Raw genomic sequence first — 24,102 nt, forward strand, 5'->3', positions numbered from 1 at the left:
ACGGCAATGGCGCCGAGCGCCCCGACCGTGCCGCACCGGAAGTGAGCCGGCGCCCCGCATCGGATCGCCGGTGTCGGCCGTGCCAGAAAGGGCTCCCTTGACCACGCGACCCGAGACGAAGACCGTGCTCTCGCAGCTGCTCACCGAGATCGAACGCCGCAATCCGGCCCAGCCGGAGTTCCATCAGGCGGCCCGCGAGGTACTGGAGACGTTGGAGCCCGTCGTCGCGGCGCGCCCCGAGTACGCCGAGGCCGGGCTGATCGAGCGGCTGTGCGAACCGGAGCGGCAGATCATCTTCCGGGTGCCGTGGCAGGACGACCGCGGCCGCGTGCACGTCAATCGCGGCTTCCGGGTGGAGTTCAACAGCGCGCTCGGCCCGTACAAGGGCGGCCTGCGCTTCCACCCGTCGGTGAACCTCGGCGTCATCAAGTTCCTCGGCTTCGAGCAGATCTTCAAGAACGCGTTGACGGGCCTCGGCATCGGCGGCGGCAAGGGCGGCAGCGACTTCGACCCGCGGGGCCGCAGCGACTCGGAGGTCATGCGCTTCTGCCAGTCGTTCATGACGGAGCTGTACCGGCACATCGGCGAGCAAACCGACGTGCCCGCGGGGGACATCGGCGTCGGCGGCCGGGAGATCGGCTACCTGTTCGGCCAGTACCGGCGCATCACCAACCGCTGGGAGGCGGGCGTCCTGACCGGCAAGGGCCGGAACTGGGGCGGCTCCCTGATCCGCCCGGAGGCGACCGGGTACGGAAACGTCCTGTTCACGGCGGCGATGCTGCGCGAGCGCGGCGAGAGCCTCGAAGGGCGGACGGCGGTCGTCTCCGGCTCCGGGAACGTCGCCCTGCACACCATCGAGAAGCTGACCGCGCTGGGCGCCAACGCCGTGACCTGTTCGGACTCCTCCGGCTATGTGGTCGACGAGAAGGGCATCGACCTGGACCTCCTCAAGCAGGTCAAGGAGGTCGAACGCGCCCGGGTGGAGGTCTACGCCGAGCGCCGCGGCACCTCGGCCCGCTTCGTGCCGGGCCGGCGGGTCTGGGAGGTTCCGGCCGACATCGCGCTGCCGTCGGCCACGCAGAACGAGCTGGACGCCGACGACGCCACCGCGCTGATCCGGGGCGGCGTGAAGGCGGTCTCGGAGGGCGCCAACATGCCGACGACCCCCGAGGCCGTACGCCTTCTCCAGCAGGCGGGCGTCTCCTTCGGGCCCGGCAAGGCGGCCAACGCGGGCGGTGTCGCCGTCAGCGCCCTGGAGATGGCGCAGAACCACGCCCGTACGTCGTGGCCGGCGCAGCGCGTCGAGGAGGAACTGGCGCGGATCATGAACGACATCCACCGCACGTGCCACGAGACCGCCGAACGCTACGGCGCTCCCGGGGACTACGTGACGGGCGCGAACATCGCCGGTTTCGAACGGGTGGCGGAGGCGATGGCCGCCCAGGGCGTCATCTGACGTCGACGGAGACGCCCAGCCGGGCGGCCACCGCGGTGAGGGTCGGCCCCAGCGGGAGCGCGACCCGTGTCACGGCGTGCCGGTCGCCCCGGGTGGCGTCCCGGTTGACGATCAGCACCGGTTTGCCGGCCTCGGCCGCCTGGCGGACGAACCGCAGCCCGGACATCACCGTCAGCGAGGAGCCGAGGACCAGGAGCGATGCCGCGTCGCGGACCAGCGCGCGGCAGCGCTCGACCCGCTCGGGCGGGACGGTCTCCCCGAAGAACACCACGTCCGGTTTGAGGATGCCGCCGCAGAGGGTGCAGGGCAGTACGCAGAAGCCCTCGACCTGTTCGTCGGTGAGGTCGGCGTCACCGTCCGGGTTGAGGGCGGCGGCGACCGGCGCGAAGCCCGGATTGGCCTCCTCCAGCCGCCGCGCCAACTCCCCGCGCGAGCTGCGGGCGCCGCAGGACAGGCAGACGACCCGGCCGAGGCTGCCGTGCAGCTCCACCGCCTCCTCGCTGCCCGCGGCCCGGTGCAGACCGTCGACGTTCTGTGTGATCACCCCCGCGAGCAGCCCGTGTCGCTCGAACGCGGCGACGGCCCGGTGCCCCGCGTTGGGCCTGGCCCGGCCGAAGGTGCGCAGGCCGAGGTGGCTGCGTGCCCAGTACCGCCGCCGGGCCTGCTCACTGGCGGTGAAGTCCTGGTAGGTCATCGGGGTGTGCCGGCTCAGGCTCCCGCCCTCGCCCCGGTAGTCCGGGATGCCCGACTCGGTGGAGAGGCCCGCCCCGCTGAGCACCAGTACACCGCCGGCGCCCAGCATCTCGGCGACCGGCCCCGGATCCGTGGTGCCCGGCGGCAGGTCCTCGGCGGGGGTCCAGTTCAAGGTGGGGCGCGTACGCATGTCGCCAGGGTACGGAACAGCGGCGCGGACGGGCGGCCCGCCCGCGCCGGGCCGGGCTCTCAGGCAGTGGTGCGGAAGGGGCCGGTGACCTCGTAGGTGATGCCGCCGGACGAGCTGCCGGACGTGCCGCGCTGGCTGGAGAAGTACAGCCGCCTGCCGTCGGGCGAGAAGGCCGGGCCGGTGATCTCGGAGCCGGACTGGCCCGTGACGCGCAGGAACGGGGCCACGACGTCGGCGGGGGTGATGACGCAGATGTCCATGGTGCCGCCGTCCTCGGCGACGAACAGGTCGCCCGAGGAGCTGCCGGTGATGTTGTCGACACCGGTCAGGGGCGCGGTGCCGTTGGTGACGAGGCTGTCGTCGTAGGCCAGCTCGAAGGTGTTCTCGCGCAGGTCGAGCCGCCAGACGCGGTTGTCGCCCTTGGTGGTGAACCAGACCGCGTCGGCGGCGTAGTGGCAGCCCTCGCCGCCGTTGAAGTTCTTGGCGCCGGAGACCTGGTCGCGGGTGTAGGTGGGCGAGCCGTCCGGGTCGGGCACGTTCGTCCAGGTGAAGGATCCGCTGGTGCCGGTGCCCGCCACGAGCACCTGGAGGGTTCCGGAGGACAGGTCGCCCCAGGTGGCCGGGACGAACCGGTAGAAGCAGCCGTCCGGCTCGTCCTCGGTCAGGTAGATCACCTTGCGCACCGGGTCGGCGGCCGCCGCCTCGTGCTTGAACTGGCCCATCGCGGCGCGGCGGATGGCGGCCTTCGCGCCCCACGGGTCGGTCTCGTAGACGTAGCCGCGGCTGACCTCCTCGCACGAGAGCCAGGTGTTCCACGGGGTGGCCCCGCCCGCGCAGTTGTTGCGGGTGCCGGACAGCACCCGGTAGGCGCCCGTGACGGAACCGGCGGAGTCGAACCTGACGGCGCTCGCCCCGCCCCCGGTGGCGAGTTCGGAGTTGGAGACGTAGATCCAGCCCGTGCCGTCGGCGAAGCAGGCACCCCCGTCCGGGGCGCCGTGCCAGGTGTACGAGGTGCCGGCAACCGTCCGGCCGGAGCGGGCTATGACGCGGCTGGTGAAGCCGGACGGCAGCATGATGCCGTTGGCGTCGGCGGCGAGCAGGCCGCCGTAGGGGCCGGTGCCGTTCTGGGCGGGGGCCGCGTAGGCGGCGCCGTGCATGAGGGTGCCTCCGAAGACGGCGGCAGAGGTGCCGAACACCGCACCACGCAGGAAATTGCGACGGTCCACAGATACTCCTACACCGAGAAGCGAACGATGAGTTGGCTTGCGTCGCCGACTGGTCACAGGGACCGTAGGGGTCCGGGACGGAGGCGGGCAGGGACGAGTGAGCCAACTTTCTCCGACGAACCGGTGCGCGCGTGCGGTGCGCGGGCCGCCGGTCCGGCACCAAATGAACGGTGCGGGAATCCTTGTGGCCCGAGTGACATGAGGTGTTCACGGGTAAAGCGCGGTGGACCGGTATCCGCGTGGAAAGGGCGACGACTGATGAGTGGATCCGTCTCCAAGGGCACTGTCTCCAAGGGCACTGTCCGGGCAAGTCTCGCGTTGAGCGCGGCCCTGGTGTCGACCGTGCTCTGCGCCACGGCGAGCGCGGCGGTGCCCGACGACGCCGGTCCCGGCACGAGAGCGACGGCCGCATCTCGTGAACGGGCCTGCCCCATCGTGTACTTCGACCTGGGCGAGACCCTCGTGCACACCGCCGAGGACGGCGGCATCGGCTTTCGGTCCGGCGCGGCCTCCTACCTGCACGCCCTGCGGATACGTCACGTCAAGATCGGCCTGATCACCAATGTGCCGCCCTCCTGGGGGGCGACCGACGCCGAGCGCGCCGCCAGGCTGCGCCAGGAGGTCGACGCCGCCTGGCGGGGGTCCACGCCGTTCCCCTGGCAGGATTTCGGCGATCGCGTCCTCACTCCGCGCACCGAGGCGGAACGCAAGCCGGCCCCCGCCCTGTGGCAGCGGGCGAAGGCCGGCGCGGGTCCCTGCCGGGTCGTCTATGAGGCGGAGGCGGCCGAGGAGGTCACCGCGGCTTCCTCGCTGGGCTTTGTGCCGTATCAGGTCGGCCGGCCGCATCAGCCCGCGTTTCTCCCGGTGGGGCTGGTCGAGGCGCTGGGCCGGCGCTCTCCTTCTTGACCAGCCCGCTGCGCAGGAGCAGTTGGAAGACCCCGAGCAGCAGCGCCGTGGCGAGCGCGCTGTGCCACAGCAGGTCGTCCAGGCGGCCCGCGGCGAGATAGGCGCCCGCGGCGATCGCGGCCAGGGCGCACACCGCGCGGTCCACGATGCTCTCCACCGAGAGCAGCGTGGCGCGCGGGGCGTGCGCGGGCACCGCGTCGTTCACCAGTTTGCGCTGGATGGGGTAGGCGAAGCCGGTCGCGGCGGCGAACAGGCACAGCAGCGCGACGACGGCCCAGGGGCCGCCGAGCGTCATGGCCGCCAGGGTGCCCGCGAGCGCGAGGCTGAGGAGGGAGACCCAGGCGACCGGTGGCAGGCGGCGGCTCAGCCACTGCGGGCGGGCCGAGGCCACCGCCTCCGCCACCGTCATCGCCGCCATCACCCCGCCGTGCGAGGCCTCCGCGATGCCGTGGTCGAGCAGGATCGGCTGGAAGAGGTTGACCTGGCAGATCCGGGAGAGCGTGAAGATCGCCACGCCCTGTACCATCACGAGGGCCAGCCACCGCGAGGACGCGACGCAGCGCAGCGCGGCACCCGCGTCCCGCAGGAACGCGCCGCCCCCGCGCCCCGGGGCGCTCTGTCCCGTGCCACCGCCCCCGGCCGTGAGGCGGGGCAGCGCGACGGCGCAGGCGAGGGAGCCCGCGGCGCTGGCGGCGCTGAGCACGTAGGGCGCCGGGTGGGCCACGGCCATCAGCGGACCGACCAGCGGCCAGCACACCACTTTCGCCACCAGCCCAAGCGCCCGGGCGGTGCCCTCCGCCCGCAGGTAGTGCTCGTCGCACTTCTCGGCGCGCAGCCCGTCGTACAGGTAGGCGCTGGCCGCGCCCGAGGTGAGGGAGCGGCCCGCGGCGATGGCCAGGAAGTGGACGAGGAACCCGGTGTAGGAGGCGCTGAACACCGGTGCGAGGTTCGCCGCCGTCATGACCACCGCGCCGGCCCGCAGGCAGTTGCGGGTGCCGATGCGGTCGGCGATCAGCCCGGTCGGGATCTCGAACAGGCAGAAGGCCACGTAGTAGATGCTCTGGATGCCGAAGATCTGTCCGTCGGAGAGTCCGGCCGCCTTCTGGTAGGCGTAGAACACCGGCATCCACCACAGCAGGTTGAACAGGAGCTGGAAGCCGTAGTTGAGCCGGATGATCCGGCGGGCGGTGGCCGTCGGGCCGGGGCCCGTGGCCCGGCGCCCCGCGCGCGGCCTCACAGCGCGTACGGGCGGATCTGGACCAGCCGGAAGTCGCCCTGGTCGGTCATCAGCCACTCGATGTCCAGCGGCCTGTCCACGTCGGGTGCGCTGAAGTGGGACTGCAGGAGCCGCCCGGTCAGGGACAGATCGGCGAGCCGGGCCCGGGTGGCGGCATCGAGCGTGTCGCCCCAGGAGCCCAGGGCGACGGTGCGGCCGCCGCCCTCCACGGTGTTGTACAGGTACTGCTGCGGCAGGACCGAGCCGTCGACCACCTGCTCCGGCGAGCCGGGAGAGCAGTTGAGGTAGACGTTGCGGAAGTCCTCGCGGCGGGTCGGGTCGCAGGTCACCAGGACGCCGCCGAGACAGGCGGGGACGTACTCCTGGACGATGACGCCCATGTACGTGTCGTCCAGGGAGATGCCGACCTGGTGGCGCAGGCGCACGCTGCGGGGCGAGACCAGGGAGGCCCACACCTGGCGTACGGCGTCCAGGAGTTGGCCGGTGCCGTGGACGGTGGTGACGGAGTCGTAGACGCCCGCCGCGGAGAAGCCGGGCAGGTCCTCGGCGTTGGACGAGGAGCGCACGACCAGGCGGCCGCTCGGGCCGGCGGCGGTGGGGAAGGCCTGGATGATCTGCCGGGTGACGGACTCGGGCAGGGGCGTGTTCCGGATCAGCTGCTGGAGTTGCAGACAGAGCGAGTCCAGGACCTCGGTGGCGTCGAGTTCGAGGGCCATCTTGAGCTTGCCGATGCCCTGCTGGAGGACGGGGGACGAGGCGAGGAAGCGCTGCTGGAGCGCGAAGGGCAGCGCGACGCCTTCGGGGGCGCTCACCGCGCCGGCCACGAACTCGGCCGCTTTGGAGCGCAGTTCGCCGGCGGAGGGCCGTCCGCTCAGGCCGAGCCGGGCCGCGAGGTGTTTGTAGAGGTCCTCGCGCGGGGGGCGGGGCCGCCCGTAGAAGGCGGTCAGGTCGGCCGTGCGGCTGTCGAGCACGTGGTGCAGTTCGCCGAGGTTGGCCGCCTTGGTGCCGTAGCGGTCGCTGTCCGCGGCGCGCAGCCGGTGCAGGGCCAGGACGGGGGTGTCCCGCAGCAGCGGCGGTTCTAGGCGGATGCGCTGCTGGTGCCAGGCCGGGGCCCGCAGGTCGGGTTCGCCGGCGAGGCGCTCCAGGGATATCTCGTCCTCGCGGACGCGGTAGCGGACCCACGCGCCGTTCAGGCCGTCCTTCTCGACGAGTTCTTCCAGGTCGCGCACGATCGCGTTGGGGATGCCCCAGCCGGACGCGAGGACGTTGGTGTGGGACAGCGGGGTGATGGGCGCGGTGTTGAGGAACCCGGCCACCCTGGGCACGTCGTCCGGCAGGCAGGGCATGGCCACGATGTCCGCCCAGCCGAGCCCGGCCTCGGCGGCCGCGTACTCCTCGTGGTCGCGGAAGTACCGCAGGCGTCCGGTGGCCTCGCCGGGGTTGAGCGGGGTGCGGGTGCGGGAGCCGAACAGCTCGTGGCTGAGGATGCGCGGCACGCGCAGTTCGCTGATCGCCGCCAGTGCCTCCTCCTGCCCGTGATTGGCGGGCTTGAGGAGCAGCGGCAGCCTGCCGTCGACCCGCTCGCGCACGAACTCGTAGAAGAATTCCAGGAGTTCGCCGTGCATGGTGTCGGCCTCGGTCGTCTCCAGGACGAGGAAGGTGCGCTCGCGTCCCTCGGTGTCCTGGTCGGTGTGCAGGGAGAGCACACCCAGCAGGAAGCGGCGTGCGGGGTCCATGTAGACGGAGGCGTTGAACGCGTCCAGTTCCGCGTCGAGCGTCTCCAGGTCCATGCCCAGGACGCGGGTGGCGATGTAGTTGACGTGGAAGGGGTGCGCGGCGGTGTCGAGCAGGTGCCAGGTGTTCTCCTCGCGGTCGACGACGACCTTGAGGTAGGGGTGTCCGGCGAGGACCCCGGAGAGGGTGCGGAACAGCGGCAGGGAGAGGTTCTCGCCGACGACCGTGCGGTCCGTGGCCGGTTCGGCGGCGCCGGTGAGCGGTGGGGCGGTCATACCGTGACCTCCTCGGGCCGAGCGGCGGGCAGCATCCGGGGCAGGGCGTCCACCAGGGTCTCGAAGTCGCGGAGCACGGTCCGCGCGTCGGTGGCGGAGAGCAGGCACAGGGCGGCCATGGTGTTGGCGCCGGCTGCCGGGTCGTACACGGGTACGACGCTGCCGTCGGGCAGGGAACTCTCGGCCACGACGGAGAGGTCGCTCCCCGGGCTGAGGGGTGCGTGCGCCGAGACGGCCGCGAAGTCCCAGACCTTGCGGTCCTGCCAGGCCCGGCCGCCGCCGTCGACCGCGAGGACGACGAGCGAGCCCGCCGCACCCCGCGCCCGCTCCGGGGTGAGGGCCTGTTCGGGCCATTCGACCGGGCGGCCGAGGAGGTGGTCGACGAGCATGCCGACGAGGTCGAGTCCGAAGACCTCCTCGATCTGCGGCACGGTCATCGCGCCGCCGAAGCGGGCGGCCGTCTCGATCAGCCACATGCGGCCGTCGGCGCCGAGCTTGATCTCCGTGTGGGTCCCGCAGTCCCGCAGGCCGAGGGCGTCGACCGCGCGCCGGGCCAGGTCCACGATCCGCTCCTGCGCGTCGTCGGCCAGCAGGGCGGGGGTGATGCTGGCGCGCTCGGTGAACGGTTCGACGGTGGGCATGCGGCCGCTGATGCAGACCGGGCGGAAGGTGCCGTCGGTCACGACGCCCTCGACGCTGACGTAGTCGCCCCAGCCGGGCTCGTCGAACCACTCCTCCGCCGTGCCGGTGACGATCTGCTCGACCACGTAGTGCGCGTCGGCCTCGGCCACGTGCAGTTCCGCGTAGCCCAGTTGGGCCGATTCGGCCATCACGTCACGGGAGCGGGCCCAGGCCGCCGGCGCCTCGTGCGGGGAGCGGATGATCTGGTGGGCGGTGGACCCGGCGCTCCAGGCCGCCTTGAGGAGCAGCGGGCCCGGCAGGGCGTGTGCCGCCGCGAGCAGGTCCGTCTCCGTGGCGACGGGGCGGAACTGGGGCTGCGGCAGTCCGTGCCGCTGCCAGGTGCGGCGCATCAGCCGCTTGTCGCGGGCGAGCGCGGCGGCGCTGCCGGCGCCGGCGAGGCCGAGCGCCTCGCACGCCTTCGCGACGGCGACGACCGCGTACTCGGAGAAGGTGAGGACGGCGTCCGCGCCCACGGCCTCGGCCCGCGAGGCGATGAGGGACACCAGGTCGCGGCGGTGCGTGTCGGGGGGCGTGACCACCGAGGCGCACAGTCTGTGGGCGGAGCCTGCCACGGCGGGAGGAAGAGCGCTGAGGGCCAGCAGGTGCACTTCCGCCTTCGCGGCCGTCCGGGACAGGACGTGACCGAGCGGCGGACCACCCTTGGCATGCACTAACAGCACCTTGCTCACTGAAATTCGTCTCCTATCGTCTTTGTTTCAACTGATCGCCGTATGCGGGGTGTTGACTCAAGGGGAACAGGCCGGACTCGCCCGTGAGGCCTCCACGGCGGCCGGGAACTCAGGCATTTGCCTGAGTCGCCCGTTCCGCCTGCGGATCCGCGGCCCGGGGACTTCGACCGAGAACGGGGCATGTGCGGGGCGAGGGCGGGATAACCAACGCGGTGTGACTGTGCGTCAGCCAGTCGTATACGGACGGAGACCGCTGTGGACGATTCCGCTCTCAAGGCCCTGCTCGAACGCCTTCCCGTGTTCTGGTGGGAGGTCGACGAGGCGTGGCGGGTGCTGGAGAAGGGGGGCGGCGCCTTCCCCGACAAGCGGGCGGCGCGGCGCTTCCTGGAGCGGGTGCGCGAGGAACTCCCGGCGCCGGGGCACTTGCCGGCGCAGGACCGCAGGCAGGTCCGGTTCGACGGCCGTACGTTCGACGTGAGCCGGCCCTCGGGCGGGAGCCCGGTCCCCGGCTGTACGCGCGGTCTCGCGGTGGAGGTCGGCGCACCCGTCGAGGTCCCGCGCCGGTACGCGGCGTTCGCGGACCTGGTGGACCTCGCCCCGGCCGCCGCCTTCATACGGGACAGCGACGGACGCTACCTGTGGGCCAACCACGCCTACGCGCACCTGTACGGCACGGTGCCGCAGGAGATCGTCGGCAAGTACATCGAGGACCTCGACGCGCCCGCCGACGCCGGCCGGTTCCGCGCCCTGGACCAGGAGATCCTGCGCCGGGGCACGCCGGTGCGGCACACCCTCGGCTACCGGCGCCAGGACGGCGGCGCGGGCCGGGCGGTGGGCCACCGCTTCCCCGTACGGGAGAACGGGCAGACCTGCGTCGCGGGGATCTACGTGGACGTCACGGACCATCTGCGCACCATGGTGCAGTGGCAGGAGGCCGAGGAGAACCTCCAGGCCCTGCGCGACCACAGCGGCCTGCCCTGCGCCCTGCTGTCGGCCAATGGGCGCGTGGTCGAGGCGAGCGCGGCGGCCGCGGAACTCTTCCAGCTCAGTCCGCACGACCTGGTCGGCCGCCGGGCGCACACCCTGCTGGCCCCGGAGCCCGACCTCGATCGGCTGCACGGCCGTTGGAACGGTCTGATAGCCCGCCGCACCAGACGCCTGGAGACGTCCGCGGTACTGGTGGACGCCCACGGGCTGCAGCGCCGCGCGCGGCTGCATCTGACGACGACCGGGCACACCGCCACCCGGGCGCGGCACGTCTGGGCCGTCGTCACGCATCAGAGCCTCGCCCATGAGGCCCATCCGTCGCTGACCGCCGCGCAGGTGCGCATCCTCTCCCTCCTGGCGGAGGGCAGCAGCAACGGCGACATCGCCACCTCGCTGAAGCTGTCCCGGCAGACGGTCGACTACCACCTCAGCCGGCTGCGGCTGCTGTTGGGCGCGGCGACCCGGCCGGCCCTGGTGGCCCGCGCCTACGTCCTCGGCATCCTGGCTCCCCACACCTGGCCGCCGCGTTCCGCCACGGCGGCCCATCCGCTCAGCGCGGTCTGAACACCGCCCGGGCGAGGGCGGAGCGGTCCATCCCATCGAGTGGTTATCGCGTGGTTTCGTCTGGGTATGTCTCGCGGCACCCGTGACAGCGGGAGCGCACCGAAGGGAACCGCATGGACGTGATGACCGCACGGAATGATGTCTTCCGCATGCTTGACGTGGACGGCGACGGCGTGATCTCCCGCGAGGAGTACCTCGCCCGCCCCGAGCGGGCGGCGCTCAGCCTGGGCCGTGACCTGAACGACCCCCTCGTGGCCGTGGCCCGGTCCACGCACGAGCGCGTGTACTCCGCGATGGACGCGGACGGCGACGGGAGGGTCACCTTCGAGGAGTACGCGACATGGGCGGGCGCCGAGACCTTCGACGAGGTCTGCCGCGAGGCGTTGGGCTCCCTCTTCGACCTCGCCGACACCGACGCCGACGGCAGGCTCAGCCGGGCGGAGTTCGCCCGGCTGCGCGAGGTGCTCGGCAACAGGGCGGACAACGCCGGGGAGGCGTTCGACGCCCTGGACACCGACGGGGACGGGCGCATCGACCGGGACGAATATCTGGGCGCGATCCGCGCGTTCGTCAGTGACGGCGCCTCCCCCATGTACGAGGCGCTGGTCTCGGCGCGCTGAGCGGGCGGCCCGCCTGCTCAGTCGGCCCCCCTCTCGGGCGCGGACCCGAACCTCAGGGCAGCGTGTTGGTGACATCTGGGCCGGGACGGGTAGACAAGATCGCATGCCTGAGATCTTCATGGCCGGTGTATGGGGCCTGGTGGCCGGTTCCGCCCTGCTGCTCGGGGCGGTGATCGGATACGGAATCCGGGTGCCCCAGTGGCTGGTGGCGTCCGTGATGGCGTTCGGCGCGGGAGTCCTGCTGTCGGCGGTGTCCTTCGAGCTGGTGGCGGAGGCGTACGACGAGGCGGGGCTGGTCCCGGCGGCGATCGGCACGGTCGGCGGGGCGCTCGCCTATACGGCGGGCAACGCCTGGCTGGCCGGACGCGGCGCCCGCCACCGCAAGCGCAGCGGTGCGGGCGGGCAGCCGTCGGAGTCCGAACAGGGCGGTTCAGGGCTGGCGCTCGCACTGGGAGCCCTGCTGGACGGCGTGCCGGAGTCGGCGGTCATCGGGGTGAGCCTCCTCAAGGGGGGCGCGGTCAGTGTGGCGACGGTGGCCGCGGTGTTCATCAGCAATGTGCCCGAGGGACTGTCCAGTTCGGCCGGGATGCGGCGGGCGGGGCGCGGCAAGGCGTACGTGTTCGGCGTGTGGGGCGCGATCGCGCTGGCCAGCACGGTGGCGGCGGTGCTCGGATACGCGGTGGTGGGCGGCATGTCCACGGCGGTCGTGGCGGCGGTGACCGCGGTGGCGGCCGGCGCGATCCTCGCCATGATCGCCGACACGATGATCCCGGAGGCCTTCGAGAACGCGCATCTGGCCATAGGGCTGATCACGGTGTGCGGGTTCCTGGTGTCGTTCGCCCTCTCCCACGCCTGAGGCCCCGTCGCAGCGGGGCCCGCGTAGCCGAGCGGGCGGCCATCAGGGGCGGTGACGCGCGAGGTCCCGTTCCACAAGCCGGCCCGGGACAGGATGGTGCGGGCTCCGTCGGCGGGGCCCTGACCCGCGTTCCCCTCACCCTCCCGGCGCAGCGCATTCACCACGGAAACGTCGCTGCCGGGCGGGCGCGTCCTGCTGCTCTCAGAGCAGCAGGACGAGCGCGTAGACGAGGAAGAACGCCGCGATGAGCACCGCGAGGCCGAGGATCAGGGCCAGCGGGCCCTTGCCCCAGCCCTTCGTCGGGTCCTGGGCGGGTCCGGCCCCCGACATGCCACCCTCCGAGGGCGGCGTCTCCCCCGGCGGGCCGCCCCTGGGCTCGGGCGGCGCGGTGTTGCGCGACTGCGGGTCGGAGCGTGGCTGCGGTGCTGGGCCTTGGCGAGGGTCGGAGCCCGGCTGCGGCGCTGGGCCCTGGCGGAAATCGGAGCCCGGCTGCGGGCCGGGGTCCCGGCGGGGGTCGGGGTCCGGCGGTGGGGAAGCGTTCATGTGATCCACGTTCCCCGGCCCTGTGCCCCGCTGGGCAGCACCACCCGGACGGCGTACACGGACGGCGGAGGTACACCCCGGACGGGCCAGCCGATCCCCGCATTTGAGCTGGGCTTATCGTGGCCATGTGTCGATGACCCACACCGAGACAGCCGCCGGGCTCGAACCCGCCGGGCTCCTTCTCGTCGAGCGGATCGTCGGGGACGTCCGCCTGCCGCCGCTGCCGCCCGGCCACAGTCCCGCGAGCGCCAGGCCCGAGCACGGGCGGTTCGACTCCCGCCCGGACGAGGTCGCGGACGTGGACGAGCCCCGGATGGCGGAGAAGGTCAACGCCGGCTGGTACCGGATGGCGGTGGAGTACGGACTGTTCGGCGAGGAACGCGAGTTCTTCCTGGCAGTCGACTTCTCCACCCCGGAGGAGGACCTCACCGGAGAGCACCGGGGCTATGCGCGCGTACGCCTCCTGGACGAGTGGGACTTCGTACGGAGCGAGGTGCCGATGCTCCGCAGCGCGCTGGCGGGACTCCTGACGGACCGGTTCGTCCCCGAGTTCACGGCGGTCTCACTCGACGGGCGCGTGCTGCTGAACACCACGGTCTGGGGCAGCGGGAAGGTCAGCACGGTCGCCCTCCGGCCATGAGGCCGTCCGCACCACCGACCGCCGGTGCGGACGCTTCCCTCGGTCTCAGTCGAACCGCAGGATCCGCGGGGCGAACGTGCCCTCGGGCCCTTCGGCTCGGCCCACCGACCACACCGTCGTAGTGCCCGGCACCGGCACCAGCCACAACCGTGTGGAGCCGCCCTCGCCGGCCACCTCCGGTTCGCTGTGCCCGGTGAACGACTCCCCGTCCCAGGCGAGGAAGTCCGGCCCCGGAATCAACGGCGGATAGGTGCCCGGCGGGGCGAACTTCTGCGAACGGGACACCCCGGCCCAGGCCAGCTCCCCGGACGGCCCGGGCGTCAGCGAGCTGATGGAACCGAAGTCCGTGGGCATCGTCACCCGGGACCACTTCTCCCCGTCCCAGCGGGCGAGCAGGGGCGGAATCGGCTTGCCCACCGGGCCGCCGACGAACCCGGCCGTGCCTCCCGCCCACACCTCCGTCGGCGAGACCGCCAGCACACTGCCCACGGCCGACCTGGGGAACCCGCTCACGAGCGTCTGTTCCCATGCCCGCCCGTCCCAGTGCGAGACGACCGCGCCCGCGTTGGTGTCGCCCGCCGCCCAGACGTCGTCGGCGGCCTTGACGTGCAGGCCGTAGACGGTTCCCGGCGGTGCGGGCATGTCCGTCCAGCCGCCTCCGGTCCGGCGCAGCAGGGCCTGCGCGCCGTCCCGCGACCCGATCAGCCACAGTTCCCCGCCGCCCGCGACGGCCTTGGTCAGTACGACACCGCGCGGCGGCCGGCTCTCGGACCAGGCCGTGCCGTCGAAGCACAGCAGGCGGGTGCCGCCCGCCGCGTCACGGCCGACCGCCCAGACCGAGGACGGGGAGGTCCCGGCGACGGACAGCAGCTCCCCCTGCCAGCGGACTCCCGGGAGGCTGTGCCGCTGCCACGCGGTCCCGTCCCAGCGCAGGACCAGCGGGAAGCCCGGCGCCTCGCGTCCGACGGCGTCGGCACCCACCGCCCACGCCCGGTCCGGCCCGAACGCCACCGCCTCGTTGAGCCCTGCCTGCGGGCGCACCTCCGCCGGGACGGGTACGTGCCGCCAGGCCGGGTCGGTCTGCGCCACGGCCGGGCTCAGGGCGGCGAGGGCGGTCATGGCGACGGCGAGGACCGCGACGAGAAGTCTGCGTGCCATGGTCAGCCTCCCAGCCCCTCGCTCATGAGGTTCGGTTTCGATCCGTAGACCTCGACGGTCCCGAAGGACAGCAGCGTGGGCCCGGCGGTCGCCAGCGCGAGGGGTTTGACGTCGATGGCGTTCGTGCGCTCGGGGCCGTAGGAGAAGGTGGTGCGCGCGCCGTTCACCCGCGCGTACTTCGACTGGAACGCGCGGTCACTGCGCATCGGCAGCCACAGCGCGCCGTCCGGTCCGCGCACCATGGCCTCGGTGTACGTGTCGCCCAGCGGCGGGTAGGTGGTGCGCCAGGAGTGCCCGTTCCAGGTCATCAGGTAGGTGCGCCCCCCGTTCTCGGTGTACTGGCTGCCGCCGATCGTGGCCCGGCCCGACGGTTCGAGCAGAAGGGTGTGCACGTTGCCGTTCGCCGGCAGCGCCACCTTCGCGTCCCGCCACGCCGTTCCGTCCCAGCGCAGGATCGCGGGGCCGGTGTCGGTGTCCGCCCAGGCCCAGGCGTCGTCGGCGGTGCGCGCGGTGATCCCCATCACGTAGTGCACGCCGTCCGGGGTGCTCTGCGTGGTCCAGCGGGAGCCGTCGTAGTGCAGCACCTTCAGTCCCGTGTCGTCCTCTCCGACGACCCACGCGGCGCCCGGTACGGCGGTGAAGTCCTGGTAGACCCGTAGGGTCTGCGGCAGGGCGAGAACGCTCCACTCCCCCGCCGACCGGCGCAGGATCTCGCCTTCTCCCGCACGGTTGTTGTGCAGGATCCACAGCTCGTCGCCGACGAACCGCGCCTTGCCGAGCCAGCCCGGGTCACCGGCGCCGGGGAAGGTCGTGTCCCGGCTCCACGCCTTGCCGTCCCACCGGTACAGCATTGGGCGCAGCCCGTCGGCGGTGTGCTCGTATCCGGTCACCCATCCTTCGCCCGGCCCACGGGCGGCGAAGTCGGACACGGTCACCGGCGAGGCCGCCGCGGGCGGCACGGGAAGCACTGTCCAGCCGGGCGTCGCGGCCGTGGCCCCGGGGGCCGACACCGCCACGACGCACGCGATCACACAGCAGATGAGGGCCGCACGGAGACCGTTCACGAACCCGTTCACGAGACCTCCCAAGAGGCGAAGGCCGCTCAGCCTAGGGCGTGCACCCATCGCTGAACAGACGTCCCACAGCCGCCACCCGAACAATCCGAAGTTCCTCGGCACGGGGGTGCGGTGCGGGGCAGGGGGTGTGTCTACGGGCGGTGTGTACGGGGCTCGTTGCAGCTCCTACTGGCCGTCAAGTCCGGAGGCGGGGCCCATAGGGTGCCTCCGTGGCACGATTCGACGAGGTCAAGGCGACGTTCTGGGACACGGGCGGGTACGGGGTCCAGCCGCCGTTGACCGACGCGGTCGTCCAGGACGCCGAACGTCAGCTCGGCGTCCGTCTGCCGGCTTCGTTGCTGGAGATCCTCCGGGTCCAGAACGGCGGTGCGGTGACGGAGCTGTGGAACGCGTGCCCGACGGATGCGCCCACGTCATGGAGCGAGAACCACGTTCCGCTCGACGACATGATGGGCATCGACCGCCACGATGAGCAATCGTCCTTGCTGGACACTGCCTACCTGGTCGAGGAGTGGGGTCTCCCGTCCCCTCTGGTCCTGTTGTCCGGTGATGGTCACTGCTGGATCGCTCTCGACTATCGAGGGTGCGGGAAGGGCGGAGAGCCGTCCGTGACTTGGTTCGACGTGGACGACGACACGGAACTCCCGCTGGCCGGGGACTTCCAGGCGTTCGTCGAGCGTCTGGTCGCGGCCACTTCACTCGGTGCCGATGACTCGGGCAGCGACCGGTCGGCGTCATGACCTCGCCCTGACCGCGCGTGTCATGTCCGCTGGTCGCATCGCGTACAGACCAGTCGGCCCCACCCCCGACGCTCCGCGTCACCGACGGCCGCGTGGCGATCGGCGCCGGCTTTCCGCGTCACTGGGTGGAGCTGCCGGTGGGACTGCGAAGGTGACTGCGCGCCGTCTCAGCTTCCGGTCGGGTCGAGGGCCTCTGTGTGGGAGCACGCGCGTTCGGTCCTGCTCTCCGGCAGGTGCATACGGTGCACCAACGTGCGGGTCGTGCGCCGCGCCGGGCAGCTGCGCCACGTCACGTCGGGGTAGCAGGCGCGCAGGTGCGAAATGGCGCGGGTCTCCAGACCGCTGTCGAGCAGGGGCGCGGCGACGTGGATCTCCGAGATGACGCCGCTCGCGCACTGTTCGCAGACCTCGTAGGTGAGATGGCCCACGACCCGGCGGATGTGGACGAGAAGGAGGCTGTCGGCCCGGGCGTCGGGCGCGATGGAGTGGAGGATCTGCACATCGCGGTAGGCGAGCAGGCGGCGGTGGATCCTGCCGCGTCGGCGCTGGGATCGGGCGTGCCGGGGCGTTTTGCGCCGCTGGATTGCGCGGGCGAGAGACCCCGGCAGCCGATGAGGGTTGCCAAGCATGAGAAGCGGCTACCCCGGGGGCATGTGACCAATCCTGCGGGACGGCGGCTGGGGGCCTGGGGGCGAACAAGGGCGGCTTGCCCTCGGCACGGCTTCGGCCTTTTGTTGCTGGATGCGCCCGCGCCTCGGTCGTCCGGCAGTCCTTCGACGCGCAGCGCCGCTCACTGGCCGAGGCCGGGGTGACACTGCGGGGCTTCGCGGAGGAGTACTCCACTCACGTTTCCCGGCGGGACGAGCCGCTCAACAGGCCGCCACGGCGGCGGACGCGTGGCTGTCCCACTGGTTTGCGGCTGTGGCCGGCGTCCGACCTAGGACTCCGGGGACTCGGCGTAACGCGCGGCCATCGCGGCGGCGCGGTCGCGCAGGGAGGCGCGCAAGGCCGCGGGGGCCAAGGCTTCCGCATCCGTGCCGAGCTGCCACAGCGCCCACTCGGCATGGCGCAGGTCCTGGTACGTCGCCTCCAGCCGCAGCCACCCTTCAAGGTCGGGATGGAGGCCGGGGTCAGCGGCGCGCACCGCCACGGCCGTGTTCAGCAACTCCTCGCGCCGGCGCGGATTCACCCGTAGCGGCACGGTGAGGTGGCCGTCGGACAGGAACCGCGCGCAGCGTTCCCGCCAGATCCGTTCCAGGTCGACCTGGTTCGGCCGCTGTGCCGGTTCGGGGAGTTCCTCGGCGACCGAGACCCGGGACAGCCGGTAGTTGCGGTCCGCGCCGGATCGCGTGGCGAGCAGGTAGCCCCGGTCCCGCACGGTGACCAGGCCGATCGGGTCCACCGTGCGCCACCGCGGCGGTTGGTCCGTGGCCGCGTAGTGGATGCGCAGCTTGTGCCCGGCGAGCACCGCGCGCCGGATCTCGGCCATCACCGCCGCCGGCACCTTCTCGGCGTCCGACCGGCTTGGGAGCAGGTCCGTCTCCGGTTCCACGAGGAAGCGCCGGGCCGCGTCGCTCGCGGGGGCTCGATGGCTTTCGGGCAGCGCGTCGACGACTTTCCGCAAGGCGGCGGCGCGCGCCGGGCCGAGGCCGAACACCCGCTCCGCGCGCCCCGGTCCGGCGGCCAGGAGGGCCACGGCCTCGTCGTGGTTCAGCCCCATGAGTTCCGTCCGGAAACCGGGCAACAACGCGAACCCGCCGTGCCTGCCGCGTTCCGCGAAGACCGGGACCCCGGCCGCGGACAGCGCCTCGATGTCGCGCAGCACAGTACGGGTGGACACCTCCAGCTCACGGGCGAGTGTGTCCGCGGTCAGCCGACCGCGCTGACGCAGCATCAGCACCAGCGAGACCAGTCGATCGGCGCGCATGCGGCAGACCCTATCGAATACATGACCGAGGGTGTCGTGATTCGTTGACAGGCTCCGGGGCACCGACGTCGGCTGCAGCGCCGGCGCCGACGGATGTCCGTATTTCCCGTGCAGTCGAACGGAGCTGATGTGGCAGTGGAACGAACAGCGGTCAATCCCGTGACGTGGTCGGTGGAGATGGGATTCAACCAGGGGGAACTCGTCAGCGGGCACACCCGGACCCTCTACTGCTCCGGGCAGACCGCGATGGACGGTGACGGCAAGCCTCAACACGAGGGTGACATGGCCGGACAGTTGACGCTGAGCCTCGACAATCTGGAGGCCGTGCTCGGCGAGGCCGGCATGTCCCTCGCGAACCTTGTCCGGCTCAACGTCTACACCACGGACGTCGATCTGCTGTTCCCTCATTACGGGCTGCTGGCCTCGCGGTTGGGCGTGGCGGGAGTGGCACCGGCCACCACGATGCTCGGGGTGACACGGCTGGCGATCCCGGGTCAGATGGTCGAACTCGAAGGAACTGCCGTTTCATGACGTGACCTCACCATCAATTCACCGCTTCTCCTGCTCGTGTCGGTCCATCCGGCACGAGCAGTTTTCATTCCCGCAGGCAATCGGTGACCGGTGGACAGGCTGGACTGCTTTGCCATCAGGAAGACAGGCCTTTCATGGCAGCAGGCGTGATGAACCCCCTGCGCCATGCCGGGGCAGTGCCGCCCCCAAGGGGTTCAATATGTCCATCTTTGCGCAGCAATTAGACCTGTCGCTACTTTGGTCGCAGATGTGCAATTTAAGACACTCTTTGCGGCGTTAAACGCTGGTTCCTCCCTGCCGATTCAGTGAAATGTGTCACGCCGACAGAGGATGATCGCGTAGCCCCCCACACTTACTCCCGTTCCCCGCAAAGCGAGTTGACTTTAACGATCAAAGAGTCGGGGAGATCAAATTCCCAGGGAAGTCTCTTCGGATTCGCCAGTGTGAATTCCGACCTTGTTCCGGCCCGGCGCTCTCGCTTAATGTCACCGTCAATCCGGACGGAACGCCGAATCCTGCCGCTGTCCGGAAACCCTTCCACTCACTCATCCACGGCAGGAGCGGGGGACCCAGGTAAGCCGCCGATCCGGATTCCGGATCGGCTCGGGGTGAAGGCGCGCTCCCCACGCGCCAGGACAGCTCCCGTCCGAACCCGACAGCTCACCTCGCAGGCGACGGAGAGGAACGTTTCGTCATGCCCGCAAAAGGAAAGCACCGCCGCCCCAAGTCCAGCTCGCTCAACCGGGGCATCGCCGCCGCGGGAACGGGCGGAGCCGTGCTCGTCCTCCCCGTGCTCGGTGCCACCAGCGCCGGCGCGGCCGAGGCCGGCGCCCCCGCCAAGCCGGCCGCCGACTCCAGGACCTACGTCGTCGTCGCGGGCGACTCCCTCTCCAAGATCGCCCAGAAGCACTCCCTGAGCGGCGGCTGGAAGAAGCTCTACGAGGACAACCGCGGCGTACTCGGCGCCGACCCGAAGCTGATACACCCGGGTCTCAAGCTCACTCTCGGCGCGAAGGGCGCGGCCGAGCCCGCGAAGAAGCCGGCCGCCTCCCCGGCGTCCGCCGAGCGGGCGGACCGCTCGGCGCGTGAGGCCGTGCCCGCCGTCGCTCCCGCGAAGAAGACCTACCCCGACAACCTCGACGGCTGGATCAGGGAGTCGTTGGACATCATGGCCCAGCACGGCATCCCCGGTTCCTACGAGGGCATTCACCGCAACGTCATGCGTGAGTCCTCCGGCAACCCGCTGGCCATCAACAACTGGGACGTCAACGCGGTCGCCGGCACGCCTTCCAAGGGACTCCTGCAGGTCATCGGCCCCACGTTCACCGCGTACCACGTGCCCGGCACGTCGCTGGACAGCTTCGACCCCGTCGCCAACATCACCGCCGCCTGCAACTACGCGGCCGCCCGGTACGGCTCGATCGACAACGTGAACGGCCCGTACTAGCCCTCATCCCCCACGCAGACCGCCCGCCCGGCGGATCACCCGCCGGGCGGCTCGTTCCACTGGGGCCCGGACCGGCCGGCCCGGCCGTTTGCGCCCGGCCCGCCGAGTGCGAACCGGATCACCCGGCCACTCCAAGGAACGGATCGAACTGGGGCGAATCATCCCTCAACCCCTCACATCCGCCCAGACCAATGTCCCTGGGAAGTCGGTGTCCATATCGACGGCCCGCCACTCCTCACCGTCACCCATGACGGCGATCCACGGGGGCGGGGACGCTGTAGAGCGCGTACATGGACGGGATGACGTCGGTGAGTCCCGACCCGTTGTGCCGTAACAGCGATCGCTCGACGTTCTCGGGCAGCCGCACGCCGAGCGTGCGGTAGAGGCCGTCCAGCTCGGAGCGGGTGCACGGCTGACAGGCCGTCACCACTGGCGCTACCGGCACAGGCCGTGCGCGGTTCCCATGATCTGGGCAGTCTGCTTCGGAGTGGTGCCGATTTCCCTCATCGTCTTCTTCGCCTGGTCACCGAGTGCCTTCCCCCGCGCGGCGCAGAAGGCGTTGCCGTGTGCGAGAAGCGTCGCGTCATCGATGTCCGCCAGGTCCGGGTAGTGGTCCCGGATCGTCTTGAGGTAGAGCTTGGACATCACGCCCGTCAGCTTGCGCGGCTCGGCGGCGCCGGGCGCGGGCGTGGACGCGCCGGCCGAGGGCGCGGACGCGGTGGTCGAGGGCTCGGACGCCGAGGCCCGGGGGCGGTCGTCGCCGTCGTCGTCGCACGCCGATGCGCCAAGGACGGCCGCGGCGAGGCAGAGGGCGAGGACAGGCAGGCGCTTGTACATGAATCTCCTGGTCGAGGGGAAATGCGGGGTTCATTCTCACCCCTGACGAGGTAGCGGCCACCAGCGGGTGGACATCGTCGATATCGCGGTGCGAGGCGCCCAGTCCTTCGGGGGCGGTCGAAGGCCGGGCCGCCCGATGTCCGTCTCGCTCAAAAAACCCGTGCGTTCGACGCGTACGCCGGTCAAGGCGGGCCCTTGCCACGGGGTTTGACGCCGCCTCGGCACAGGCGGCGGAAGTCGACGGCACCCGCCACCCGCGCCTCCGCTCGCGGCGGGTTGTCCGCGAACTCTCACGAAATTGTCCGTGATCCGTAACAGGCGCATCCCTCGGTCGCCCGGCCCCGTCCTGGCATGTGGCGGTAAGGCCACCGGACCGGGGACCGGCGAGGATGACGTGAGAGGGGCGGGCATGGCACGGCACAGCGGGGGACGGGGCTGGTACGGCAAGTTGATCGGGGCGGCGCTCGGTGTGACGGTGCTCGCCACCGGCGCCTCGGTGTGGACCGCGCAGGCCGGCGACGTGAGCGACGCGCCGCCGCGCGCGGGCGCATCGGCCGAGCCCGGCGGTGACGTCAAGCCGGTCTCGGCGACCATCGCGCACGCCTCGGAGAAGGGGAAGCGCGGCGTCAACATCACGATCGACGACGGCCCCGACCCCGTATGGACCCCTCAAGTGCTCGACCTGCTGCGGGAGTACGGGGTGAAGGCCACGTTCTGCATGGTGGGGACGCAGGCGCGGGCCCACCCCGACCTCGTGAAGAAAGTGGTCGCGGACGGGCACCGGCTCTGCGACCACTCGGTGTCGCACGACACCGCCATGGACAAGAACTCCCAGCGCTATCAGTCGCAGCAGATACTCGACGCCGAACGCATGATCACGAAGGCGTCCGGCGGTGTGCGGCCGATGTACTACCGGGCGCCCGGCGGGGCGTTCACCCCGTACAGCCGCAAGCTCGCCGCTTCCCGGGGCATGCGCCCGCTGGGCTGGAACGTCGACACCAAGGACTTCGAGCGCCCCGGCACGGACGCCATCGTCGCCACCGTGGAGCGGGAGCTGCCCAATGGGCCGACGCTCCTCTTCCACGACGCGGGCGGCGACCGCACCCAGACCGTCGAGGCGCTGCGCCGGCTCCTCCCCCGCCTCAAGGAGCAGGGTTACGTGTTCGGCTTCCCGGTGCGCTGAGCCCCCCCCCATCACGTCACCCGGCCCGACCGTCCCCGGTGAAGCCTCCGCGCGCCTGCCGCACCGCCGAACGCCCCGCGGCTGCTCGACCGCACCGGCACCTTGGCGTGCACACGTGGCTGCCCGCCGCCCCCCCCTGGCTTCGCCGGTCGCCCCCGAGGTCGGTGACCGGCCCCCGGCGGGCACCACGCCCGGATCCCGGAAGCAGCGCGCGGCCAGGTCCGGCGAGCGCGCGCCCCGCCTCCGCGCCGCCGGGGCCCACCCCTCCCTAGCCCAACCAGGTCACATCTGCCCCCGACTCTCCCCCCGGCCCGTGCGCCCCCATGACCACGGAGAGCCCGGCGGACGATGTTGGTGCCCGGTATGCCGTGCCGGTGGTCACGTCGGTACCGGACAGGTGTGGGAGCGAGGGAGGCCACGATGGCGGAGCTGTTCATCGACGGGGAGTGGACCGGTGCCGTCCGGGGCGGGCGGCGGGATGTGATCAACCCGTACGACGCGTCCGTCGTCCAGCAGGTCGACGACGCGGACGAGGCCGACGTCGACCTCGCCGTACGAGCCGCCCGGCGCGCCTTCGACCGCGGTGACTGGCCGTCGGCGCCCACCCGGGAGCGGGCCGACGTCCTGCTGAAGGTGTCGCGGTACCTCCTGCGCGACCAGGAGGAGATCGCCCACGTCGAGTCCCTCGACACCGGGAAGACGCTCGCCGAGGCCCGGATCGACGTCGAGGACGTCTCGAACGCGTTCCGCTACTTCGCCGAGATCGCCGACAAGGACGGCGGCCGGGTCGTGGATGTCGGGCCCGACGTGCTCAGCCGCGTCACCTACCACCCCATCGGGGTCTGCGCGCTCATCGCGCCGTGGAACTACCCGCTGCTCCAGGCCTCGTGGAAGGTCGCCCCCGCGCTGGCGGCGGGCAACACCTTCGTGCTCAAGCCCAGCGAGACGACTTCGCTCTCCACGATCCACATGTTCCGGCTGCTCGCCGAGGCGGGTACCCCGGCCGGGGTGGCGAACCTGGTGCTCGGCCCGGGCGCCACCGTCGGCGCGGCCATGTCCGCCCACTCCGAGGTGGACATGGTGTCCTTCACCGGTGGCCTGGCCACCGGGCGCCGGATCATGGAGGCGTGCGCCCCCGGCGTGAAGAACCTCGCGCTGGAACTCGGCGGCAAGAACCCCAACGTGGTCTTCGCCGACTGCGACTTCGACGCCGCCGTCGATCACGCGCTGGAGGCATCGTTCCTGCACTCCGGGCAGGTGTGCTCGGCAGGCTCCCGCCTCCTGGTGGAGGACTCCCTGCACGACCGGTTCGTGGAGCGCCTCGCCGCCCGCGCGGGCGCCATCCGGCTCGGCAACGGCCTCGACCCGGCGACCGAGAGCGGGCCGCTCAGCTCGGCCGAGCACCGGGACAAGGTCGAGGGCTATCTGGAGATCGCCCGGGAGGAGGGCGCCCGGCTGGTCTGCGGCGGCCGGCGCCCCGACGATCCCGAGCTGTCGCGCGGCTACTTCCTGCTGCCCACCATCTACGCCGACTGCGACCGCTCCATGCGCATCGTGCAGGAGGAGGTCTTCGGTCCGGTGGTCACCGTGGAGCGTTTCCACAGCGAGGAGGAGGCCGTGGAACTCGCCAACGACACCCGGTACGGCCTGGCCGGCGGGGTGTGGACCAGCGACGCGAGCCGCGCCCAGCGCGTCGCCGCCCGGCTGCGGCACGGCACCGTCTGGATCAACGACTTCCACCCCTACGTCCCCCAGGCCGAGTGGGGCGGCTTCGGCCGCTCCGGATTCGGCCGGGAGCTCGGGCCCACGGGGCTGCGCGAGTACCAGGAGGCCAAGCACATCTACCAGAACCTGAGGCCGGGCGTCTCCGGCTGGTTCAAGGGCTGAGCGGGCAAGGGCGAGAGAG

At 71.7% G+C, this 24,102-nt stretch carries 23 protein-coding genes and 1 riboswitch; of the genes, 11 read left to right on the plus strand and 12 right to left on the minus strand.

All coding sequences use genetic code 11. The features are described 5' to 3' along the window. Window positions 1-97 precede the first annotated feature (97 nt). On the plus strand, window positions 98-1,456 hold the full coding sequence (gdhA, locus tag ACZ516_RS11805; RefSeq protein ID WP_361085026.1) for an NADP-specific glutamate dehydrogenase: 1,359 nt from the start codon (window positions 98-100) through the stop codon (window positions 1,454-1,456). On the opposite strand, the gene ACZ516_RS11810 is transcribed toward gdhA, so the two are convergent. Further along, entirely contained in the window at window positions 1,449-2,339 is an 891-nt protein-coding gene (locus tag ACZ516_RS11810; RefSeq protein WP_361085029.1) for an NAD-dependent protein deacetylase, read from the minus strand. The genes gdhA and ACZ516_RS11810 overlap by 8 nt on opposite strands. Before the next feature lie 59 nt (window positions 2,340-2,398). Further along, the gene (locus ACZ516_RS11815; RefSeq protein WP_469009864.1) at window positions 2,399-3,565 is read right to left on the minus strand and encodes an alkaline phosphatase PhoX; all 1,167 of its coding nucleotides are present in this window, start codon (window positions 3,563-3,565) and stop codon (window positions 2,399-2,401) included. A gap of 258 nt (window positions 3,566-3,823) precedes the next feature. On the opposite strand from ACZ516_RS11815, the gene ACZ516_RS11820 reads away from it, so the two are divergent. Further along, window positions 3,824-4,471, plus strand: a complete 648-nt coding sequence (locus tag ACZ516_RS11820; protein WP_361085035.1) for a hypothetical protein — start codon at window positions 3,824-3,826, stop codon at window positions 4,469-4,471. Here ACZ516_RS11820 and ACZ516_RS11825 read toward each other — a convergent pair. From ACZ516_RS11825 to ACZ516_RS11835, 3 genes are read right to left on the minus strand one after another with little or no spacing between them, the layout of a single operon-like run. Continuing rightward, entirely contained in the window at window positions 4,359-5,708 is a 1,350-nt protein-coding gene (locus tag ACZ516_RS11825) for an MFS transporter (protein WP_469009866.1), read from the minus strand. The two genes, ACZ516_RS11820 and ACZ516_RS11825, sit on opposite strands and share 113 nt — an antisense overlap. Continuing rightward, window positions 5,705-7,717 carry a PEP/pyruvate-binding domain-containing protein gene (locus ACZ516_RS11830; RefSeq protein ID WP_361085041.1) on the minus strand — a complete coding sequence of 671 codons (2,013 nt, stop codon included), beginning with the start codon at window positions 7,715-7,717 and terminating at the stop codon, window positions 5,705-5,707. Before ACZ516_RS11830 ends, ACZ516_RS11825 begins: the two co-directional genes overlap by 4 nt. After that, window positions 7,714-9,078, minus strand: coding sequence for an ATP-grasp domain-containing protein (locus tag ACZ516_RS11835; RefSeq protein ID WP_469009867.1), 1,365 nt, complete (start codon window positions 9,076-9,078; stop codon window positions 7,714-7,716). Before ACZ516_RS11835 ends, ACZ516_RS11830 begins: the two co-directional genes overlap by 4 nt. 264 nt (window positions 9,079-9,342) lie before the next feature. Between ACZ516_RS11835 and ACZ516_RS11840 the strand changes: the two genes are divergently transcribed. From ACZ516_RS11840 to ACZ516_RS11850, 3 genes are all read left to right on the plus strand, one after another. Then, the gene (locus ACZ516_RS11840; protein ID WP_469009868.1) at window positions 9,343-10,638 is read left to right on the plus strand and encodes a PAS domain-containing protein; all 1,296 of its coding nucleotides are present in this window, start codon (window positions 9,343-9,345) and stop codon (window positions 10,636-10,638) included. A gap of 113 nt (window positions 10,639-10,751) precedes the next feature. Next, complete coding sequence (locus tag ACZ516_RS11845; RefSeq protein WP_361085050.1) at window positions 10,752-11,258, plus strand: EF-hand domain-containing protein; 507 nt, start codon at window positions 10,752-10,754, stop codon at window positions 11,256-11,258. Between the two features lie 103 nt (window positions 11,259-11,361). Further along, entirely contained in the window at window positions 11,362-12,114 is a 753-nt protein-coding gene (locus ACZ516_RS11850; protein ID WP_361085053.1) for a ZIP family metal transporter, read from the plus strand. A gap of 201 nt (window positions 12,115-12,315) precedes the next feature. Here ACZ516_RS11850 and ACZ516_RS11855 read toward each other — a convergent pair whose 3' ends face one another. Continuing rightward, window positions 12,316-12,657 (minus strand): DUF6480 family protein, encoded by a 342-nt coding sequence (locus tag ACZ516_RS11855; protein ID WP_467466326.1) that lies wholly within the window; start codon window positions 12,655-12,657, stop codon window positions 12,316-12,318. A gap of 133 nt (window positions 12,658-12,790) precedes the next feature. Here ACZ516_RS11855 and ACZ516_RS11860 point away from each other — a divergent pair, with 133 nt between their 5' ends. Next, on the plus strand, window positions 12,791-13,297 hold the full coding sequence (locus ACZ516_RS11860; protein ID WP_469010457.1) for a hypothetical protein: 507 nt from the start codon (window positions 12,791-12,793) through the stop codon (window positions 13,295-13,297). A 45-nt stretch (window positions 13,298-13,342) separates the two neighbouring features. Here ACZ516_RS11860 and ACZ516_RS11865 read toward each other — a convergent pair whose 3' ends face one another. Together ACZ516_RS11865 and ACZ516_RS11870 are read right to left on the minus strand one after the other, a co-directional pair. Continuing rightward, window positions 13,343-14,455, minus strand: a complete 1,113-nt coding sequence (locus ACZ516_RS11865; RefSeq protein WP_469009869.1) for a beta propeller repeat protein — start codon at window positions 14,453-14,455, stop codon at window positions 13,343-13,345. A 2-nt stretch (window positions 14,456-14,457) separates the two neighbouring features. Further along, on the minus strand, window positions 14,458-15,519 hold the full coding sequence (locus ACZ516_RS11870; RefSeq protein WP_469010459.1) for a hypothetical protein: 1,062 nt from the start codon (window positions 15,517-15,519) through the stop codon (window positions 14,458-14,460). 221 nt (window positions 15,520-15,740) lie between these two features. Here ACZ516_RS11870 and ACZ516_RS11875 point away from each other — a divergent pair, with 221 nt between their 5' ends. Continuing rightward, complete coding sequence (locus ACZ516_RS11875; protein WP_469009871.1) at window positions 15,741-16,271, plus strand: SMI1/KNR4 family protein; 531 nt, start codon at window positions 15,741-15,743, stop codon at window positions 16,269-16,271. A gap of 167 nt (window positions 16,272-16,438) precedes the next feature. Here ACZ516_RS11875 and ACZ516_RS11880 read toward each other — a convergent pair whose 3' ends face one another. Then, window positions 16,439-16,900 (minus strand): hypothetical protein, encoded by a 462-nt coding sequence (locus ACZ516_RS11880; RefSeq protein WP_469009872.1) that lies wholly within the window; start codon window positions 16,898-16,900, stop codon window positions 16,439-16,441. A 308-nt stretch (window positions 16,901-17,208) separates the two neighbouring features. After that, a complete protein-coding gene (locus ACZ516_RS11885; RefSeq protein WP_469009873.1) occupies window positions 17,209-18,198 on the minus strand; it encodes a helix-turn-helix transcriptional regulator in 990 nt (329 codons plus the stop codon). A gap of 135 nt (window positions 18,199-18,333) precedes the next feature. Here ACZ516_RS11885 and ACZ516_RS11890 point away from each other — a divergent pair, with 135 nt between their 5' ends. Beyond that, window positions 18,334-18,729: a RidA family protein gene (locus ACZ516_RS11890; RefSeq protein ID WP_361085266.1), complete on the plus strand. Its 396-nt coding sequence runs from the start codon at window positions 18,334-18,336 to the stop codon at window positions 18,727-18,729. A gap of 532 nt (window positions 18,730-19,261) precedes the next feature. Next, a riboswitch (cyclic di-AMP (ydaO/yuaA leader) is annotated at window positions 19,262-19,418 on the plus strand. Between the two features lie 5 nt (window positions 19,419-19,423). Next, the gene (locus ACZ516_RS11895) at window positions 19,424-20,176 is read left to right on the plus strand and encodes a transglycosylase SLT domain-containing protein (RefSeq protein WP_469009875.1); all 753 of its coding nucleotides are present in this window, start codon (window positions 19,424-19,426) and stop codon (window positions 20,174-20,176) included. A 241-nt stretch (window positions 20,177-20,417) separates the two neighbouring features. On the opposite strand, the gene ACZ516_RS11900 is transcribed toward ACZ516_RS11895, so the two are convergent. Next, on the minus strand, window positions 20,418-20,603 hold the full coding sequence (locus tag ACZ516_RS11900; protein WP_361085068.1) for an SMI1/KNR4 family protein: 186 nt from the start codon (window positions 20,601-20,603) through the stop codon (window positions 20,418-20,420). Between the two features lie 8 nt (window positions 20,604-20,611). Continuing rightward, window positions 20,612-21,013, minus strand: a complete 402-nt coding sequence (locus tag ACZ516_RS11905) for a hypothetical protein (protein ID WP_361085071.1) — start codon at window positions 21,011-21,013, stop codon at window positions 20,612-20,614. Window positions 21,014-21,422: 409 nt separating this feature from the next. Here ACZ516_RS11905 and ACZ516_RS11910 point away from each other — a divergent pair, with 409 nt between their 5' ends. Together ACZ516_RS11910 and ACZ516_RS11915 are read left to right on the plus strand one after the other, a co-directional pair. Next, complete coding sequence (locus ACZ516_RS11910; RefSeq protein ID WP_358909844.1) at window positions 21,423-22,196, plus strand: polysaccharide deacetylase family protein; 774 nt, start codon at window positions 21,423-21,425, stop codon at window positions 22,194-22,196. A 420-nt stretch (window positions 22,197-22,616) separates the two neighbouring features. Next, window positions 22,617-24,083: an aldehyde dehydrogenase family protein gene (locus ACZ516_RS11915; protein WP_361085075.1), complete on the plus strand. Its 1,467-nt coding sequence runs from the start codon at window positions 22,617-22,619 to the stop codon at window positions 24,081-24,083. Window positions 24,084-24,102 lie beyond the last annotated feature (19 nt).

The organism is Streptomyces sp. NPDC034037 (genome assembly GCF_055575715.1).